We start from the raw sequence: 16,515 nt of genomic DNA, 5'->3' as shown, positions 1-16,515 counted from the left end.
TATCTTTGCGGATAGCGCTGCCGCACAGCTACATCGCCACGAAATCCGCAGCCTCGCCAGCCTCGCTCAGGCTTCGCGCTCCAACGCCCCCGGATCCACCGGATGGGCGAGCTGCTCACCCGCCAGCAGCCGGGCGGCCTCCTCGGCGACCGTCATGCCGAGCCGGGAGAGTTCGTTGCCCTGGGAACCTGCGAGGTGAGGGGTGACGAAGGCGCCGGGGAGGTCGTAGAGGGGTGAGTCCGCGGGGAGCGGCTCGGGGTCGGTGACGTCGAGGACGGCCCTCAGCCGCCCGGCGCGCACTTCCTCGACGAGGGCGTCGTGGTCGACCAGGCTGCCGCGGGCGGTGTTGATCAGGGTCGCCCCGTCGGGCATCAGGGCGAGTTCCCGGCGGCCGACGAGGTGGCGGGTCCGCGGGGTCTCGGGGGCGTGGACCGTGACGACGTCCGAGGTGCGCAGCAGTTCGTCGAGCGGCAGGAGCGGCACCCCGAGTTCGGCCGCCCGGTCCTCGGTGACGTACGGGTCGGTGAGGCTGACGCGCAGGTCGAAGGGGGCCAGCAGGGCGATCACGCGGCGGCCGATGCGGGAGGCGCCGATCACCCCGACGCGGCGGCCGTGGTTGCCGATGCCGGGGACGACGCCCCAGCCGTGCCGGCCGCGTTCGGCGCGCAGGCGTTCCCTGGCGGCGAGGACGTCCTTCCCGGCCAGAAGGATCATCGCGAGGGTGTACTCGGCGACCGGGACGGCGTTGGCGTCGGCCGCCGAGGAGACGGCGATGCCCCGCCGCCAGACCTCGGGCGTGGTGAAGCCCTTGACCGAGCCGGCCGAGTGCAGGACGGCCTGCAGCCGGGGCGCCGCGTCGAGGACGGCCGCGTCCAGCCGGGGGCAGCCCCAGCCGGTGACCAGGATCTCGGTGCGGGCGAGCGCCTCGCGCACGCGCGCCTCGGTGAAGTCCTCGGCGATCAGGTCCGGGTCGACGTCCACCGCCTCGCGCAGCCGGGCCAGCACCTCCGGAGGGAAGACGAGCGGCAGGTTGCCGGCGGTCATGGCGAACAGCGCCGGGGGACGCTCGGACATGGGAGTGGCCCTCCGGCCTCGCGAGGAAGTTGTAGAAAACGCTCTCCACGGTAGGCGGCGGCGAATGAGAGGGTCAACGTGCACACACTTACTCGGGAGGGACGGCAGGGATGACGCAGACGGTCACCAACTGGGCGGGCAACATCACCTACACGGCGAAGGAGCTGCACCGCCCCCACTCGCTCGACGCGCTCGGCGCGCTCGTGGCCGGCAGTCCGAAGGTGCGCGTGCTGGGCAGCGGGCACTCCTTCAACGAGATCGCCGAGCCGGGCGCGGAGGGTGTCCTGCTCTCGATCGCCGCCCTGCCGCCGGTGATCGACGTGGACACCGCGGCCCGTACGGTACGGGTCTCGGGCGGCGTCCGATACGCGGAGCTGGCGCGCGCGGTGGACGCGCACGGGCTCGCGCTGCCCAACATGGCGTCCCTGCCGCACATCTCGGTGGCCGGCTCGGTGGCGACCGGCACGCACGGCTCGGGGGTGGGCAACGGCTCGCTGGCGTCGGCCGTGCGGGAGGTCGAGCTGGTCACGGCGGACGGGTCGACGGTCACCGTCGGGCGGGGCGACGAGCGGTTCGCCGGCGCCGTGACGTCGCTGGGCGCCCTGGGCGTCGTCACCGCCCTGACCCTGGACCTGGAACCGACCTACGAGGTCGAGCAGCACGTGTTCACCGAACTGCCGCTCGCCGGGCTGGACTTCGAGAAGGTCGCGGCGGCCGCGTACAGCGTGAGCCTGTTCACCGACTGGCGCGAGCCGGGCTTCCGCCAGGTGTGGCTGAAGCGGCGCACCGACCAGCCGCTGCCCGGCTTCCCGTGGGCGGCTCCCGCCACCGAGAAGCTGCATCCCGTGCCGGGCATGCCGGCGGTCAACTGCACCGAGCAGTTCGGGGTGCCGGGGCCGTGGCACGAGCGGCTGCCGCACTTCCGGGCGGAGTTCGTGCCGAGCAGCGGGGCCGAGCTGCAGTCGGAGTACCTGCTGCCCAGGCAGTACGCCCAGGACGCGCTGCACGCCCTGGACGCGATCCGCGGGACGGTCGCGCCCGTGCTGCAGACCTGCGAGGTGCGCACCGTGGCCGCCGACTCGCAGTGGCTGAGCCCCGCGTACGGACGCGACACCATGGCGCTGCACTTCACCTGGTTCGAGGACACGGCGGCCGTGCTCCCGGTGGTGCGGCGGGTGGAGGAGGCCCTGGACGGCTTCGACGCGCGACCGCACTGGGGGAAGGTGTTCGCCGTGCCGGCGGCCGTGCTGCGGGGCCGTTACCCGCGGCTCGGTGACTTCCGGGCGCTGGCTCGGGAGCTGGATCCGGCGGGGAAGTTCAGCAACGCGTTCGTACGTGACGTACTGGAGGAGGCTTTGTAAGGCCCATTTTTTAACCCCTTGTCGAATGCCCGCCCGGGTCATAGCCTGGCGCGGCGCCGGTGGCCGTCGTGGCCCGGCCGGAAGTTCTTCGGGGGAGATCGGGTGGCGGACACGGAAGTGCGGTCCGGTGCGGCCGGCCGGCTGTTCAGCCGCCCGGCCGCGGTCGCGTCCTGCGTCGGATTCGTCCTCATCGGCATCCTCCAGGCGCTCTACGGGCCCGCCGTCCCGGGCCTGCGCGAGGAGTTCGGCCTGTCCCCCTCGGGCGCGGGCCTCGGTCTGAGCCTGCACTTCGCGGGCGGCGTGGCCGGCGTCCTGGCCTTCAACGCGATCCACTCCCGGATCAGCAACAGGGCCATGCTGGCGGCGAGTTACGCCCTCATGGCGCTGGGCGGCGCGGGCTTCGCGCTGGCGCCGGCCTGGCCGCTCGCGCTGGCCGCCGCCTTCCTCGGCGGTCTCGGCTTCGGCGGCATCGACTACGGCCTCAACCAGTTGTTCGCGGTCGGCTTCGGCGACCGGTCCACGGCCATGCTGAACGTCCTCAACGCCCACTTCGGCATCGGGGCGGTCCTGGGGCCGGCGGTGGTGGCATGGGCCGGGCCCGGGAACTACGCGTACGCCTTCGGCGGTTGTGCCGTCCTCGCCGCGGCGCTGGCGCTGTGCACCAGCGGCGTGCGCACGGACCCCGTCGAGCCGGTGGAGTCGAGACCGGGCTCGCTGGGCCTGTCCCGTGTCCTGCTCGGCTTCCTCGTCCTGTACGTCCTCAACGTCGCCGTGGAGGCGGGCGTCGGCGGCTGGGAGCCCACCCATCTGGAGACCGTCGGCTACAGCGCGACCGTGGCCGCCTCGGCGACGTCCGTGTACTGGCTGATGCTGACCGCGGGCCGGTTCCTCATCGTGCCGATCGCCCTGCGGCACTCCCCCGAACGCATCCTCGCCCTGTGCGCGGCCGGCATGACCGCGTGTCTGCTGCTGTCGCTGGTGGAGGGAGTGGCGCCGCTGGCGTACGCGGGAGTCGGGTTGTTCATCGCGCCGGTCTTCCCGACCGGACTGCCCTGGCTGAACAGGGCGCTTCCCCAGGCGAGGCGCGCCGGTGCCTGGGTCATCGCCGCGTCGATGGTCGGCGGAGTGGCGGCTCCCCCACTGCTGGGAGCGGGCATCGAGGTCTCGGGCATCCACGCGGTCCCCTGGCTGCTCGCGCTGCTCTCCGCCGCCTCGCTCGTGGCGACCGTGTGGTTGATCCAGCTCACCCGGAGGTCCGTCGAGTGATCGGCAGCATCGAGGTCCGCTCCCTGTCCCGCTCGTTCCACACCACCGTCCGCCGGCCCGGTTTCGCCGGGGCCCTCAGATCCCTCGTCAACCCGGAGCGGGCCGTCAAGCACGCCGTCTCCGACATCTCCTTCGACGTGGCACCCGGCGAACTCCTCGCCCTGCTCGGCCCGAACGGCGCCGGCAAGTCCACCACCATCAAGATGCTCACCGGCATCCTCACCCCCACCTCCGGCGAGGCCCGGGTGGCGGGCGTGGTGCCGTACGAGGACCGGGAGCGCAACGCCCGTAACATCGGCGCGGTGTTCGGGCAGCGCACCCAGCTGTGGTGGGACCTGCCGGTGCGGGAGTCCTTCGCGATCCTGCGGGACATCTACGAGGTGCCGAAGGCCGAACACGCCGCGCGTCTGCAGGAGTTCGACGACATCCTCGAGTTGTCGTCCTTCTGGGACACCCGGGTGCGCCATCTCTCCCTGGGTCAGCGGGTGCGCTGCGACCTGGCCGCCGCGCTGCTGCACGACCCGCCGGTGGTCTTCCTGGACGAGCCGACCATCGGCATGGACGTGGTGGTCAAGGAGCAGGTGCGGGAGTTCCTGCGGCACCAGGTCGAACAGCGCGGCCGTACGGTCCTGTTGACCACGCACGACATGACGGAGGTGGAGCGGCTCGCCGAGCGGGTCGTGCTCGTCAACCACGGGCGGCTGGTCATGGACGGCACGCTCGACGAGATCCGCCGCACGTACGGCTCGACCTGGCAGGTGCGGGCCACCCTCGCCGACGCGCACACCGACGTCGTACCGCCGCCGGGCATCGCGCTGCTGCGGCAGGAGGGCCCGCAGGTCGTGTTCGGCCCGGACGGACCCGACGCGCCCACCGTCCACCAGGCGCTCAAGGCGGTCATCGAGCGGTACGAGGTGACGGGCATCGCCATCGACGAGGCGGACCTGGAGGACGTGATGCGGGCCGCGTACGTGCACGCGGGACCCGTTGCCGAGGGGGTCTGAGATGACCGTCCTGCACGCCTGGCGCGCCGCCCGCGTCACCCCGCTCGGCGAACTGCACGCCCCGCACCGGATGACGGCCGTGCTGGTTCGGCTGACCGTCCAGGTGGTGCTGGTCGCCTCTCTGTGGAACGGCCTGTACGACCGCACCCCGATCTCGGCCGGGATGAGCCGCGAGCAGGCCGTCACCTACGCCGTCCTGGCCGTACTCGCTTCCCGGCTGCGGGAGTTGGACCAGTACGCGGGCCGGGACACGGTCATCCAGCACATGCACTTCGGCACCATCGTCTACTGGTACCTGCGGCCGCTGTCACCCGCCCGCTACCACGCCCTGCGCGCCCTCGGCGAGCAGGTCTACGGGGCAGCGTGGGCGCTGGCCGGATACGCGGTGTGCCTCGCCGCCGGGGTGGTGGAACCGCCCCGATCGGCCGCCGTGGCCGGGGTGTTCGTGCTCAGCCTGCTGCTCGGGCAGCTCGTGCTCTACCACGTCATGCTCCTGCTGGACCAGATGTGCTTCTGGACCGTGCGCAACAGCGCCGCCATGCTCATCCTGATCTTCGCGCAGAACCTGATGTCCGGGGTGTACGCCCCCCTGTGGTTCTTCCCCGCGTGGTTCCGGACCCTGAGCACCTTCCTGCCCTTCCAGGCGACGCTCAACGTCCCGCTGTCGCTGTACGTCGGCCGCATCGAATTGTCCGACGCACCACTGCAGTTGGCGATCCAGGCCGGTTGGGTCGTGCTGCTCCACCTGTTCACCCGGTTCCTGTGGCGGCGGGCCGCCCGCCGGGTCATCTCCCAGGGAGGCTGAGGTCATGAACGCCGTCCGGATCGCCTGGCGCGTCACGTGCCTCAACTTCCGCTCCCAGCTGGAGTACCGCACCGAGTTCCTGCTGATGATCGCGATCGGCGCGATCTGGCAGGTGTCGGTGATCGTGTTCGCGACCGTGCTGCTGACCCGGTTCACCGGGATGGGCGGCTGGGACAGCTCCGACGTGCTGCTGATCCCGGCGACGCGGATGCTGGCGCACGGCCTGTTCGTCCTGGTCCTGGGCCGGATGCACGGCATCGGCCGGTTCATCCAGGAGGGGCAGATCGACGTCTACCTGCTGCGGCCCATGCCGGTCCACCGGCAGGTGCAGCTGCAGTACTTCCCCACCAACGCGATCGGTGACCTGACCGTGGCCACAGGGCTGATGATCGGCGCCCTGTCCCGCAGTCACCTCGACTGGAACGCCGGGCGCATCACCTATTTCGTCGTCTGCCTCGTCGGCGGCATGCTGCTGGAGGCCGCCCTGTTCACGGCGGTGGCCTCCGCGTCCCTGCGCTTCCCGACCGCCGACTACTGGAGCCGCTGGCTGGAGGAGCTGCTCGGCACGTTCGGCAGCTACCCGCTGAACGTCCTGCCCAGGGCGGTCGGCGGCTTGCTCACCTTCGGTATCCCGCTGGCGTTCGTCGCCTACTTCCCGGCGGCCGTCCTCACCGGGCACGGCCACGACACGGGTGTCCCGTACTGGCTGGCGGCCGCCTCCCCCGTGCTCGGCGTACTCGCCTACCTCGCCGCGAGGCTGCTGTGGCGGTGGAGCCTGGACCACTACACGGGGGTGAACGGCTGACCCGCGCGGATGCCGCACGGCTACCGCGGGGACGCCGATTAATCGGTGGCCCTCAGCAAACTCGGACAGCTAGGCTCTTTCCTAGGACCTCTAGGAATGGGTGGGTGTCATGGTCAGGGCCGGTCTCAGTCCCGAGCGCGTCACCGCGGCCGCCGCCGATCTCGCCGACGAGGTGGGGTTCGAGAACGTCACGCTCTCCGCTCTGGCCCGGCACTTCGGCGTCAAGGACGCGAGTCTCTACTCGCACGTCAGAAGCCTTCAGGATCTGCGGACGCGGATGGCGTTCCTGGCCGGCGGCGAGCTGATCGACCGCATCGCGACGGCCGTGGCCGGCCGGGCCGGGAAGGACGCGCTGGCCGCCTTCGCGGGCGCCTACCGGGAGTTCGCGCTGGAGCACCCCGGACGGTACGCGGCCACCCAGATCCGCATCGACCAGTCCCTCGTCGCCGACTCCCCCGAGTTGCGCCGCACCGCCGAGATCACCTACGGCATGCTCCGCGCCTACGGCCTGGAGGAACCCGATCTCACCGACGCCGTACGCCTGTTGCGCAGTACCTTCCACGGCTACTGCGCCCTGGAGGCGAGCGGCGGCTTCGGTGCCCCGCGCGATGTGCGCAGGTCCTGGGACAAGGCGGTCGACGCACTGCACATCGCCCTCGAACACTGGCCCCGGGAAGGAACGCACGACGATGACTGAACCGCGCTACGACCGACGAGGCGACGGGCCCGTCCTGCTGGTCGTCCCCGGAGGTGCCGGACACCCGATGGGACTCGGCCCGATGACGGACGTGCTCGCCGAGCGGTTCACCGTGGTGACGTACGACCCGCTCGGGCTGGCGCACGGCAGGCTCGGCGAGCCGGTCGCCGACCAGCGGGTGGAGGAGTGGAGCGACGGCGCCTGCCGGGTGCTCGAAGAGGTGCTGGACGACGGGGAGTCGGCGTACGTCGTCGGCTTCAGCTCCGGCGCGATCGCCGCGCTCGACCTGCTCGCCCGCCGTCCCGAGCGGCTGCGGCACGTCGTCGCGCACGAGCCGCCCTGCGTGGGGGTGCTGCCCGACGGGGCGCGGCACCGGGCCATGTTCCGGGAGGTGTACGACACCTACCGCGCCGCCGGACCGCGGGCGGCCGCCGCCCGGCTCGGCGCCGGGCTCACCGGGCAGGAGCCGGGCGAGACCGTCTCGGATCGACCGCTGTCCAGGGAGGAGGAGTTGGCCGACCCGATGGCGCTCTTCCTCGCCCATGTCGTGCGGGACTTCACCTCTTATGCTCCCGACCCGGCCGCCCTGGCCACCCTCTCGGACCGGCTCACCCTCGCCGCGGGGTCCGACTCCCGTGGTCAACTCCTCCATCGGACGGCCGAGTTCATCGCCGGTCGCACCGGAGCCGGCTTCGCCGAGTTCCCCGGAGGGCACGTCGGGGCCGGCGAGCACCCCGTCGCGTTCGCCGAGCGGCTCGTGGCGACGCTGGCCACCCGGGATGCGGAGGGCCGGGCGCGGACCGCCTAGGCCCTAGCGCAGGGTGCTCGGGGGCGTCCCCTGGCGCCGCAAGCCGTCGACCTCGGCGTACGACGGTGCCGTGCCCAGCGGGCGGCGGCCGGTCGCGATGTCCGCCGCCGCCTCCAGGGCCGCCCCCAGCGCGTGCCGGTACAGCAGTGAGCCGAGGCTGATCCGGCGCACTCCGAGGTCGGCGAGGTGGGGGACGCTGGGGCCGGCGGGCGAGTAGAGGACGTTGAGGGGGACTCGGACACGCTCCACGAGGGCGACGATGGTCTCCGGGTCGGTGAGGCCCGGGACGAACACGCCGTCGGCGCCCGCCTGTTGGTAGGCGTCGAGTCGTCGTAGCGTCTCGGTCTCGTTGCCCTGCGCCAGCCAGTACGTGTCGGTGCGGGCGTTGACGAAGAGGCCGGGTGCCGCGGCCTTGACGGCGGCGATCTTGGCGGCGTGCCGCTGGAGCGGCCCGAGAGCGTCCTCCAGGTTGATCCCGACGGCACCGGCGGCGGCCAGCTCACGCGCGAACTCCCCCACCGCGTCCGGATCTTCGCTGAACCCGTCCTCCGCGTCGACCGACAGCAGGAAGGGCCCGGCGCCCAGGGTACGGGCCAGCCGGAGTGTCTCGTCGCGGGTCGCGGAGGCGCCGTCGGGCAGACCGGCGGCCGCGGCGACGCCCAGGCTGGTCGTGCCGATCGCGCGGAATCCGCGCGCGGCGAGGGCCGTTGCCGAGGCGTGGTCCCAGGCGTTGGGCAGGAACAGGGGCTGATCGGCGTGGTGGAGGTCGGCGAAGGCGGTCATGGGTGCTCCACCACCGCACCGACGGGGGGCTCGGTCATACGGGAACGGTAGGCCCCGATCGTTTCGGCGGTCGCCGAAGTGTGGGCGCGTTCGGCCGCCTGCCCCGGATGGACGGCGTTCAGCCGGCGCGCTCCGCCGCACTGCGCTCCACGCAGAACTCGTTGCCCTCCGGGTCGGTGAACGTGGCCCAGCCGGTGCCGTCCGGCTTGCGGTGGTCGCCCACGAGGGTGGCGCCGAGCGCGAGCAGGCGGTCGACCTCCTCGTCGCGAGTGCGGTCCTGCGGCTGGAGGTCGAAGTGCACGCGGTTCTTGACGGTCTTGCCCTCCGGCACGGTGACGAACAGCAGGCCCGCCTGCTCGATCAGCGCCTCGGGATCGCCGGGCTTGTCATCCGGGTGCAGGGGGTGGCCGAGGACCTGCGACCAGAAGCCGGCGAGGGCGTAGGCGTCGGCGCAGTCGACGGTGGTGTGGCGGATGGCAGAGGTCATGGGAGGGATTCTCGGACGGCCGGGCCGACGCGGGCAACGGAGATTCGGAGGTGGTCCGCCCCCAGGGGATCACTCCGCGATGACCTCGACCGCCGTCGCACCGAACACCACCCGCAGCTCGGGCCCCTCGCTCCAGTGCACCCTCAACTCCCGCTGCCCGTCGGCCCGTACGTCGACCGTCTCGGTCAGCGGCACGGGGTCCGCCTCACCGGTGAGGCGGGCCAGCGCGACGAAGAGCGTGTCGCCGTCGCCGGTGGTGCCGGTCAGCGCCGGTGACAGGCCGAGCGCGGGCGCCAGTTCGGCCCGCGGGCCCCGCTCCGCCGTCGGCCAGCCGGTCACCCGCACCGTCGTACCCGGCTCGGCCCCGCAGACCAGGTGCGCCCGTACCTCCACGGCCCCGCGCGCCAGCACCGCACTGGTCACCCGCGCTCCTCCGCCCGTCGTGTGCCGGGAGGCCGCCCAGCCCTCCCCGACGCCCAACGGCTCGATCCCCGTCCGGCTCGGATCGTCCCCGACGAACACGCTGTTGTCGTACGAGGAGGAGGGCGCCGTCGCGGTCGAGTACGCCAGCCGCGTGTAGTACGGGTCGTAGCGGACGTCCTCGCTGCCGTGGTTGTGCAGGCGTACCAGGCCGTCCGAAGTCGTCGACTGGAGGAGCCAGTTGGGCGGGCCGACCGGCGTGACCGCGTCGGCCCGCTCGGCCGGACCCGGCTCCTCGGGGGCCGTCCACACCGGGTGGTCCGGGGGCAGGAGCAGGCCGACGAAGCCCTTGCTCGCCCAGTAGGGCGAGGCGGGGCCCGAATAGCCCTGCAGGACCGCCGGGTCGGGGCCGTGCCAGCCGAGGGTGAGCAGGCCGCGCTCGTCCACCGCGCCCCGCTCCAGGAAGTACTTCAGCGCGCCGGACGCCAGCCGCCGTGTCTCGCCCGGCGACAGCGGCGTACGGCCGCACAGGGCGCCCAGCCACACCGGGGCCGTCGTCGCGAAGCGGTAGGTGAGGGAACGGCCCTGGTGCATCGGCGCGCCGTCGCCTCCGAACAGGCGGGCGTAGTCCTCCAGATGGCGCGAGAGCCGGCCGCCGTAGAGCTCCAGCAGCCGGGGGTCGTCGGCGAGCCAGGCGTGCAGCACCGGGTACAGGTGCATCGCCCAGCCGTTGTAGTAGTCGAACTTGCGGCCGTCGCCGTCGGTGTACCAGCCGTCGCCGAGGTACCAGTCCTCGATACGGGCGAGACCGTGGTCGATCGCCTTGCGGGAGGCCGCCGTCTCGTAACCGATCTCGTCGAGGAATCCGCCCACGGTGACGGGGAACAGCTCCCAGTTGCAGGGCCACGCATCGGCGGTCAGCGCGTCGCCCAGCCAGGCCGCCGCCCGCTGCCGTACCCCGTCGTCCAGGCGGTCCCACAGCAGCGGCCGGGTCAGGCGCAGGGCGAGGGCGACCGACGCGGCCTCGACGAGGGGCTGGCCGCGGTCCTCGACGCGGGGCCACACGCCCGCGGTGCCGGCCGCGAGGCCCTCGGCGTAGCGCTGCAGCGCGGTCTCGTCCCGGCGGAAGGCCGCGAGCAGCAGCGTACGGGCGTAGCCCTCCAGACCGTCGGAGAGACGGCCGGACCAGCTCTGGCGGTCCCCGGGGAGGTGGTAGAGCGCGCCGCCCTCGGAGGCGTAGGGCTCGACCGCTGCGAGCAGGGCGTCGGCGGCCGCCTCCCAGTGGGCGCGGGTGTAACCGGTGTACGGGCTGCGGGCGTCGTCGGCGGGGGGCAGGTGCATCGGCTCTCTTTCACGGCTCACGGCGGCACTGGAGAAGGGGGACCTGGGGCGCCCCGGTTCCGGTCGAGACGCCCCAGGGGCTCATCCCACCCGCACCGTGCCCCCGGGCACCAGGTGCTGGGCGAGGAGTTCGTCGCGGACAAGGCCCGCGTACACGGTGGCGCCGTGCACGGAGGTGTGGGTGTTGTCCTTCTTCTCGTTGTAGAGGTAGATCGCCTTGGAGCCTTCGACGCCAAGGGATTCCACCAGTGCCTTCGTCTTCGCCGTCAGGTCGATGAGCGGTACGTGCTCCGCCGCCGCGACCGACCGGATGACAGCGGGATGGTCCACACCGAGACCATTGACGAGCAGTGCGGTGTTGTTGTTCAAGGTGCCGTCGGCATTGAACCACCGTCGCACGATCGGCGTCACCAGGACGGGCCGTCCGCCCTTGTCTCTCACCCCGGTCACCAGCGTTTCCAGGTTGGCTCTGTAGGTGGTCTCGTCCGTGGTCTTGTCGTTGTGCGCGAGCTGGATGAGCACCAGGTCTCCTGGGCGGATCAGCGGCTGGACGGTGCCCCACAACCGCGGGTTCCCCAGATAGGTGACCGTACTCTCGCCGGAGTCGGCGTAGTTGGCGACGGACACGCCCCTGCGCAGGAACTGCGGGAGCTGCTGACCCCAGCCGGAGTAGGGGTCGGCGGGCTGGTCGCAGACCGTGGAGTCGCCGATCAGCACGATCTGGCGGGTGTGCCGGGCGGCCGGGGTGACGCGGACGTCCGCGAGGGCGGGCGCCGATCCGCCGACCGCCAGGTCCAGGCCGGGGGTTCCGTCGGGGCCGGTCGGCTCGCCCTCCGGTGTGCGGACGTCGACGGTGAAGCTGCGGGCGACGCGCTCGCCGGCCGCGACGGACGTCTCGGGGAGCAGGGAGCGCCGGGTCTCGCCCGCGATGGCGGTGCCGGAGTCGGCGTCGCCGCCGAGCAGGACCCGTACGTCGTAGGTCCCGGGCGGGACGTCGAAGTGGCAGGCGGTGGCGGTGCAGGCGTCGATGCCGAGGGCACCGGGGCCGTCGTGCGCCTGGGCGGGTAGGGCGGTCAGGCAGGCGCTCAGGATCAGCGCGGCGGACACGGTGAGGCTGAAACGTCTCATTCGCGAATCCCTCCGACGGGACGCCACTGGGCGACAGGGCTGGCGGCTGGACCGTACCCCCTCTGGCAAGCGCTTTCTAGCCCTTCGGGCATTTTCACAAGATGGGCGACCTCCACTGAGTGAAAGCCCTTTCGCAAAATCGATTCAACTGTCACCCTCACACTCATCCGCAACCCCCACACGCCCTCCGAAGGAGGCACCCCCATGTCCGACACCGCGAACAGACCGGTCGGCCGCCGCACCTTCGTCCTCGGCTCCGCGGCCGCCGTCGGCACCGCGGCGCTCGCCGGACCCCTCGCCCCGTCCGCGTCCGCCGCGGGCTTCGGCTGGAGCGACGACGGCTCCCACTACGTCGTCGACACCGGCGCGAGCCTCGTCTTCAAGGTCAGCAAGACCAACGGCGACCTGACCTCCCTGGTCTACAAGGGCACGGAGTACCAGGGCTACGGCGGCAAGAACTCCCACGTCGAATCCGGCCTGGGCACCTCCGCCGTGAGCGTCAAGCAGTCCGGCTCCACGATCCTGATCTCCGTCGCATACGGCACGCTCAAGCACTACTACGCGGCCCGCAGCGGCGAGAACAACGTCTACCTGTGGACCAACAAGGCCGACGACTCGGTCTCCGCGACCCGCTACATCGTGCGCGTCAAAGCGGGCCTGTTCCTCAACGACGAGCCCGACTCCTACACGTACACGACCAGCACCATCGAGGCCTCGGACGTCTTCGCCAAGTCCGACGGACAGACCCGCTCCAAGCACTACTCCAAGCTCAGGGTCATCGACTACGACTACATCGGCTGGAGCACGGGAAGCGTCGGCCTGTACGTCGTCCGCTCCAACCACGAGAAGGCCTCCGGCGGCCCCTTCTACCGCTCGCTGCTGCGCCACCAGAGCGCCGACGGTGGCGGCCTGTACGAGATCCTCTACTACGGCGAGAACCAGACGGAGTCGCAGCGCTTCGGCCTCCAGGGCCCGTACGTCATCGCCTTCACCGACGGCGGCGCGCCGTCGTCCTCGCTCCACCACGCCAACCTCACCACCTCCTGGGCTGATGCGCTCGGCATCTCCGGGTACGTGGCCGCGAGCGGGCGCGGCAAGGTGGCCGGGGTCGGCATCACCGGCCGCAACACGGCGTTCCCGTACACCGTGGGGCTGGCCAACTCAACTGCGCAGTACTGGGGTTCGGCCAGGTCGTCGGACGGTTACTTCTCCATCGCGGGCGTCCTGCCGGGGACGTACACGCTGACCGTCTTCAAGGGCGAACTGGCCGTCCACACCGCTTCGGTGACGGTCGCGGCCGGTGGCACGACCACCCTGAACACCATCGCGATCCCGGCCTCCAACGACCCGGGCAACGCGAGCGCGATCTGGCGCATCGGCGAGTGGAACGGCACGCCGAGCGGCTTCAAGAACGCGGACCTGATGACGTACGCCCACCCGTCCGACGTCCGGGCCGCGTCCTGGACCGGGAACGTCGTCGTCGGCAGCGGCACCGAGACCTCCGCCTTCCCCTGCTACCTCTGGAAGGACGTCAACAGCGGCATCATCGTCTACTTCAGGCTGACGGCCGCCCAGGCCGCCGCCGCGCACACCCTGCGGATCGGCGTGACGACGGCCTACGCCAACGGACGGCCGCAGATCTCGGTCAACGACTGGACGTCGTCGATCCCCTCACCGCCCTCCCAGCCGAGCACCCGGTCGCTGACCGTGGGCTCCTACCGGGGCAACAACCACACGTTCACCTACAGCGTTCCGGCGAGTGCCTGGCTCACGGACACCGGCCAGTACAACGTGCTGAAGATCAACGTGGTGAGCGGTTCGGGGACGACGTCCTTCCTCAGCGCCGGCACGTCGATCGACGCGATCGACCTGCTGGCCTGACCCGACGGAACATCAGGTGCCGCGCGTCCACTGCTGGTTGGTGGCTCCGTTGCAGGTGTAGGTGATGACCGCGGCGGAGTTGGCGGTGGACGCGCCGGACACGTCCAGGCACTCGCCGGTGGCGCGGGCCTTGATGTTCACGTAGGAGCCGGAGGTGACCACCGACCACTGCTGGGCGGTGGCGCCGGTGCAGTTCTCCTGGGTGACACTGGAGGCGTTCTCCTGCAGGCACAGGGAGCTGCCTCGGCCCATCAGCTCGTAATAACCGGTTCCGAGGTCCTTGAACCACCACTTCTGATTGGTGCCGCTGTTGCAGGTGTACTGACTGACGGCGACGCCCTGCCACAGGGACTGGTTCGGCACGTCCGCGCACTTGCCGCTGTTGCGGGCGACGAGCGTGTTGTACGTGGCACCGGTCCCGGCGACCGTGCCCGCGGTGGTGTCGACCGTGACCTCCGGGTACCAGGACATGGACATGGAGGTCGAGCCGGGGAAGGTCAGCGGCAGCCAGACGTAGCGCGAGTCGTTGACCGTGCCGCCGAAGGAGTTGCCCCAGCGGTCGCCCATGTAGAGGTAGGAGGTGCCCGAGGTGCCGGTGACCGTCAGCACGTAGGCGGTCTGGGAGTTGTAGGCCGTCGAGTCGCCGACGTTCGTCCATGACGTCCACGGGCCCGAGAGGGAGGTCGCGGTGGCGTACTGCTGCTGGTTTGCGCTCCAGCCCGTGGCTCCGGATGTGAGCATGAAGTAGACGCCACCCCGCTTGAACAGCGCCGGAGCCTCGCGGTGGCCGCCCGGCCAGGGGTTGGCGACCAGGCCGGCGATGGCCGTGTAGTCGGCGGTGAGGCGGTAGATGTGCAGGTCGTAGTTCTCGTTGGCCGCCGAGACCATGTACGCGGTGCCGTCGGTGTCGACGAAGGTGGTGATGTCCCGGGACATGTACTGCCCGAGCGGCTGGAAGCTGCCCTGGTAGGTGTAGTCGCCGTCGACGGTGTCGGAGACGGCGACGGCCGCGCGGGCCTGGCTGTAGTCGACGCCGTTCTCCTTGTGCATCCACATCACGAACTTGCCGGTGGAAGCGTTGTAGATGACTTTCGGGCGCTCGATGTAGGCGGTGGCCAGCTCGGAGGCGGAGGACTGGGTCAGGACGTGGTTCCTGAACTCCCAGTTCTTCAGGTCGGTGGAGCGGTAGGCGTCCACGTACCGGAAGGTGTTGTCGGAGTTGCGGTCCTCCCCGAACCAGTAGTAGTACGAGCCGACCTTGATGACCCCGCCGCCGTGGGCGTGCACGGGGTTGCCCGAAGTGTCGGTGAACTGCGTGCCGTTGGTGATCGTCTGGGTGGCCGCCTGGGCCGGGCCCGCGGTCGCGAGGGCGCCGAACAGGCCCAGGCAGAGGGCGAGCAGTACCGCGTGGACACGTCTCATCTCACACACTCTCCTCAGCTGCGGTCGGCGGCCGTGTCGGCCACGGGGATGCCGAAGTCGGGGGTGCCGTCCGGATTCCAGCCGAGCTTCTGGACCCGGGTGTGGCGGTTGGGGTCGTTCAGGGGATCGCCGGTGATCTCCTTGTACTGGCGGGCGTGGTAGACGAGGACGTCGCTGCGGCCGTCCTCGGCGACCGTGAAGCAGTTGTGGCCGGGGCCGTACTGCTGGGTGGTGTCGTTGCTGGTGAAGACGGGGGTCGGGGACTTGGACCAGTTGCCGGGGTCCATCAGGTCGGCGTCCGCGTCGACCGTGAGCAGGCCCATGCAGTAGTGGTGGTCGGTGGCGGACGCCGAGTAGGACAGGAACAGGCGGCCGTTGCGGGCGAGGACGGCGGGGCCCTCGTTGACCTTGTAGCCGACGCACTCCCAGTCGAACTCCGGCGTCGACAGGCGGACCTGAGGTCCCGTCAGGGTCCACGGGTTCGCCATCCTCGACAGCCACAGGGCCGTGTTGTTGTCCATGCCGGGCTCGTGCTGGGCCCATACGAGGTAGCGGGTGCCGCGGTGACTGAAGGTGGTGGCGTCCAGGGAGAAGGTCTCCCAGGCGGTCCTCACCTGGCCCTTCTCCACCCAGGTCCCCTTGAACGGGTCGGGGTTGGCGTTCTCCAGGACCCAGATGCGGATGTCCCAGACGCTCTCCGCGGGGGCGGAGGCGAAGTAGACGTACCACTTGCCGCCGACGCGGTGGATCTCCGGCGCCCAGATGTGCGCGCCCATGACCCCGGTGGCGTGCTTGTGCCAGACGACCGACTCCGCGGCGGTGGCGAGGCCGTTCAGGGTGCGGGAGCGGCGCAGGACGATGCGGTCGTACTCGGGGACGGTGGCGGTGAAGTAGTAGAAGCCGTCGGCGTGACGGTGGATGAAGGGGTCGGCGCGCTGCCGGACGAGCGGGTTCACGAGCGGGGCGGTCTTCGTTCTCGGCGCGGCGCCGGCCGTACCGGGGGTCGCCGCCAGGGCGCCCGCGGCCAGCGCGGCTCCCTTCAGCATCAGGCGGCGTGTGGGGGGCGGGGTACTTGCGGGCAGGTCGTCATCGCGGCTCATACGGCTTGCCTCTCGGGGGGAATGTTCGAGATACCAAACGGCATCTGTCATTACGAACGCCGAAAAGGTAAGGGTGTGGAACCTGGAGGTCAACGGGTCTGACGTGAGTTGCAGGAAGCGCTTTCCCGGTTTC

The 16,515-nt window shown here is 71.1% G+C and carries 15 protein-coding genes; 8 read left to right on the top strand and 7 right to left on the bottom strand.

The window, feature by feature from the left end; genetic code table 11:
- Positions 1-66: 66 nt before the first annotated feature.
- On the bottom strand, positions 67-1,074 hold the full coding sequence (locus FBY22_RS07910) for a hydroxyacid dehydrogenase (protein ID WP_142143584.1): 1,008 nt from the start codon (positions 1,072-1,074) through the stop codon (positions 67-69).
- A 110-nt stretch (positions 1,075-1,184) separates the two neighbouring features.
- On the opposite strand from FBY22_RS07910, the gene FBY22_RS07905 reads away from it, so the two are divergent.
- From FBY22_RS07905 to FBY22_RS07875, 7 genes are all read left to right on the top strand, one after another.
- Complete coding sequence (locus FBY22_RS07905; protein WP_142143583.1) at positions 1,185-2,435, top strand: D-arabinono-1,4-lactone oxidase; 1,251 nt, start codon at positions 1,185-1,187, stop codon at positions 2,433-2,435.
- Between the two features lie 102 nt (positions 2,436-2,537).
- Positions 2,538-3,701 (top strand): sugar MFS transporter, encoded by a 1,164-nt coding sequence (locus tag FBY22_RS07900; RefSeq protein WP_260844740.1) that lies wholly within the window; start codon positions 2,538-2,540, stop codon positions 3,699-3,701.
- The gene (locus tag FBY22_RS07895; RefSeq protein WP_142143581.1) at positions 3,698-4,705 is read left to right on the top strand and encodes an ATP-binding cassette domain-containing protein; all 1,008 of its coding nucleotides are present in this window, start codon (positions 3,698-3,700) and stop codon (positions 4,703-4,705) included. Before FBY22_RS07900 ends, FBY22_RS07895 begins: the two co-directional genes overlap by 4 nt.
- Before the next feature lies 1 nt (position 4,706).
- Positions 4,707-5,510, top strand: coding sequence for an ABC-2 family transporter protein (locus FBY22_RS07890; RefSeq protein ID WP_142143579.1), 804 nt, complete (start codon positions 4,707-4,709; stop codon positions 5,508-5,510).
- 4 nt (positions 5,511-5,514) lie between these two features.
- Positions 5,515-6,315 carry an ABC transporter permease gene (locus FBY22_RS07885; protein ID WP_142143577.1) on the top strand — a complete coding sequence of 267 codons (801 nt, stop codon included), beginning with the start codon at positions 5,515-5,517 and terminating at the stop codon, positions 6,313-6,315.
- A 109-nt stretch (positions 6,316-6,424) separates the two neighbouring features.
- Positions 6,425-7,012 carry a TetR/AcrR family transcriptional regulator gene (locus FBY22_RS07880; protein WP_142143575.1) on the top strand — a complete coding sequence of 196 codons (588 nt, stop codon included), beginning with the start codon at positions 6,425-6,427 and terminating at the stop codon, positions 7,010-7,012.
- Entirely contained in the window at positions 7,005-7,820 is an 816-nt protein-coding gene (locus FBY22_RS07875) for an alpha/beta fold hydrolase (protein WP_142143573.1), read from the top strand. Before FBY22_RS07880 ends, FBY22_RS07875 begins: the two co-directional genes overlap by 8 nt.
- A 3-nt stretch (positions 7,821-7,823) precedes the next feature.
- On the opposite strand, the gene FBY22_RS07870 is transcribed toward FBY22_RS07875, so the two are convergent.
- From FBY22_RS07870 to FBY22_RS07855, 4 genes are all read right to left on the bottom strand, one after another.
- Entirely contained in the window at positions 7,824-8,603 is a 780-nt protein-coding gene (locus FBY22_RS07870; protein ID WP_142143571.1) for an isocitrate lyase/phosphoenolpyruvate mutase family protein, read from the bottom strand.
- Between the two features lie 118 nt (positions 8,604-8,721).
- Positions 8,722-9,090, bottom strand: coding sequence for a VOC family protein (locus tag FBY22_RS07865; RefSeq protein WP_142143569.1), 369 nt, complete (start codon positions 9,088-9,090; stop codon positions 8,722-8,724).
- 69 nt (positions 9,091-9,159) lie between these two features.
- Entirely contained in the window at positions 9,160-10,851 is a 1,692-nt protein-coding gene (locus FBY22_RS07860; RefSeq protein ID WP_142143567.1) for a DUF2264 domain-containing protein, read from the bottom strand.
- An 81-nt stretch (positions 10,852-10,932) separates the two neighbouring features.
- A complete protein-coding gene (locus FBY22_RS07855; RefSeq protein WP_142143565.1) occupies positions 10,933-11,979 on the bottom strand; it encodes a rhamnogalacturonan acetylesterase in 1,047 nt (348 codons plus the stop codon).
- A 204-nt stretch (positions 11,980-12,183) separates the two neighbouring features.
- Here FBY22_RS07855 and FBY22_RS07850 point away from each other — a divergent pair, with 204 nt between their 5' ends.
- The gene (locus FBY22_RS07850; RefSeq protein ID WP_142143563.1) at positions 12,184-13,860 is read left to right on the top strand and encodes a rhamnogalacturonan lyase B N-terminal domain-containing protein; all 1,677 of its coding nucleotides are present in this window, start codon (positions 12,184-12,186) and stop codon (positions 13,858-13,860) included.
- Between the two features lie 12 nt (positions 13,861-13,872).
- Here the strand turns inward: FBY22_RS07850 and FBY22_RS07845 are convergent, their stop codons facing one another.
- Both FBY22_RS07845 and FBY22_RS07840 read right to left on the bottom strand, forming a co-directional pair.
- Positions 13,873-15,282: an RICIN domain-containing protein gene (locus FBY22_RS07845; RefSeq protein ID WP_142143561.1), complete on the bottom strand. Its 1,410-nt coding sequence runs from the start codon at positions 15,280-15,282 to the stop codon at positions 13,873-13,875.
- A 14-nt stretch (positions 15,283-15,296) separates the two neighbouring features.
- Positions 15,297-16,382 carry a family 43 glycosylhydrolase gene (locus FBY22_RS07840; RefSeq protein ID WP_142143559.1) on the bottom strand — a complete coding sequence of 362 codons (1,086 nt, stop codon included), beginning with the start codon at positions 16,380-16,382 and terminating at the stop codon, positions 15,297-15,299.
- Between the last annotated feature and the right edge of the window lie 133 nt (positions 16,383-16,515).

Origin of the sequence: Streptomyces sp. SLBN-31 (assembly GCF_006715395.1) — a bacterium.
Lineage (GTDB): Bacteria > Actinomycetota > Actinomycetes > Streptomycetales > Streptomycetaceae > Streptomyces.
Note: the sequence above shows the minus strand (reverse complement) of the source record. Positions and strands in the feature narration are given on the sequence as shown.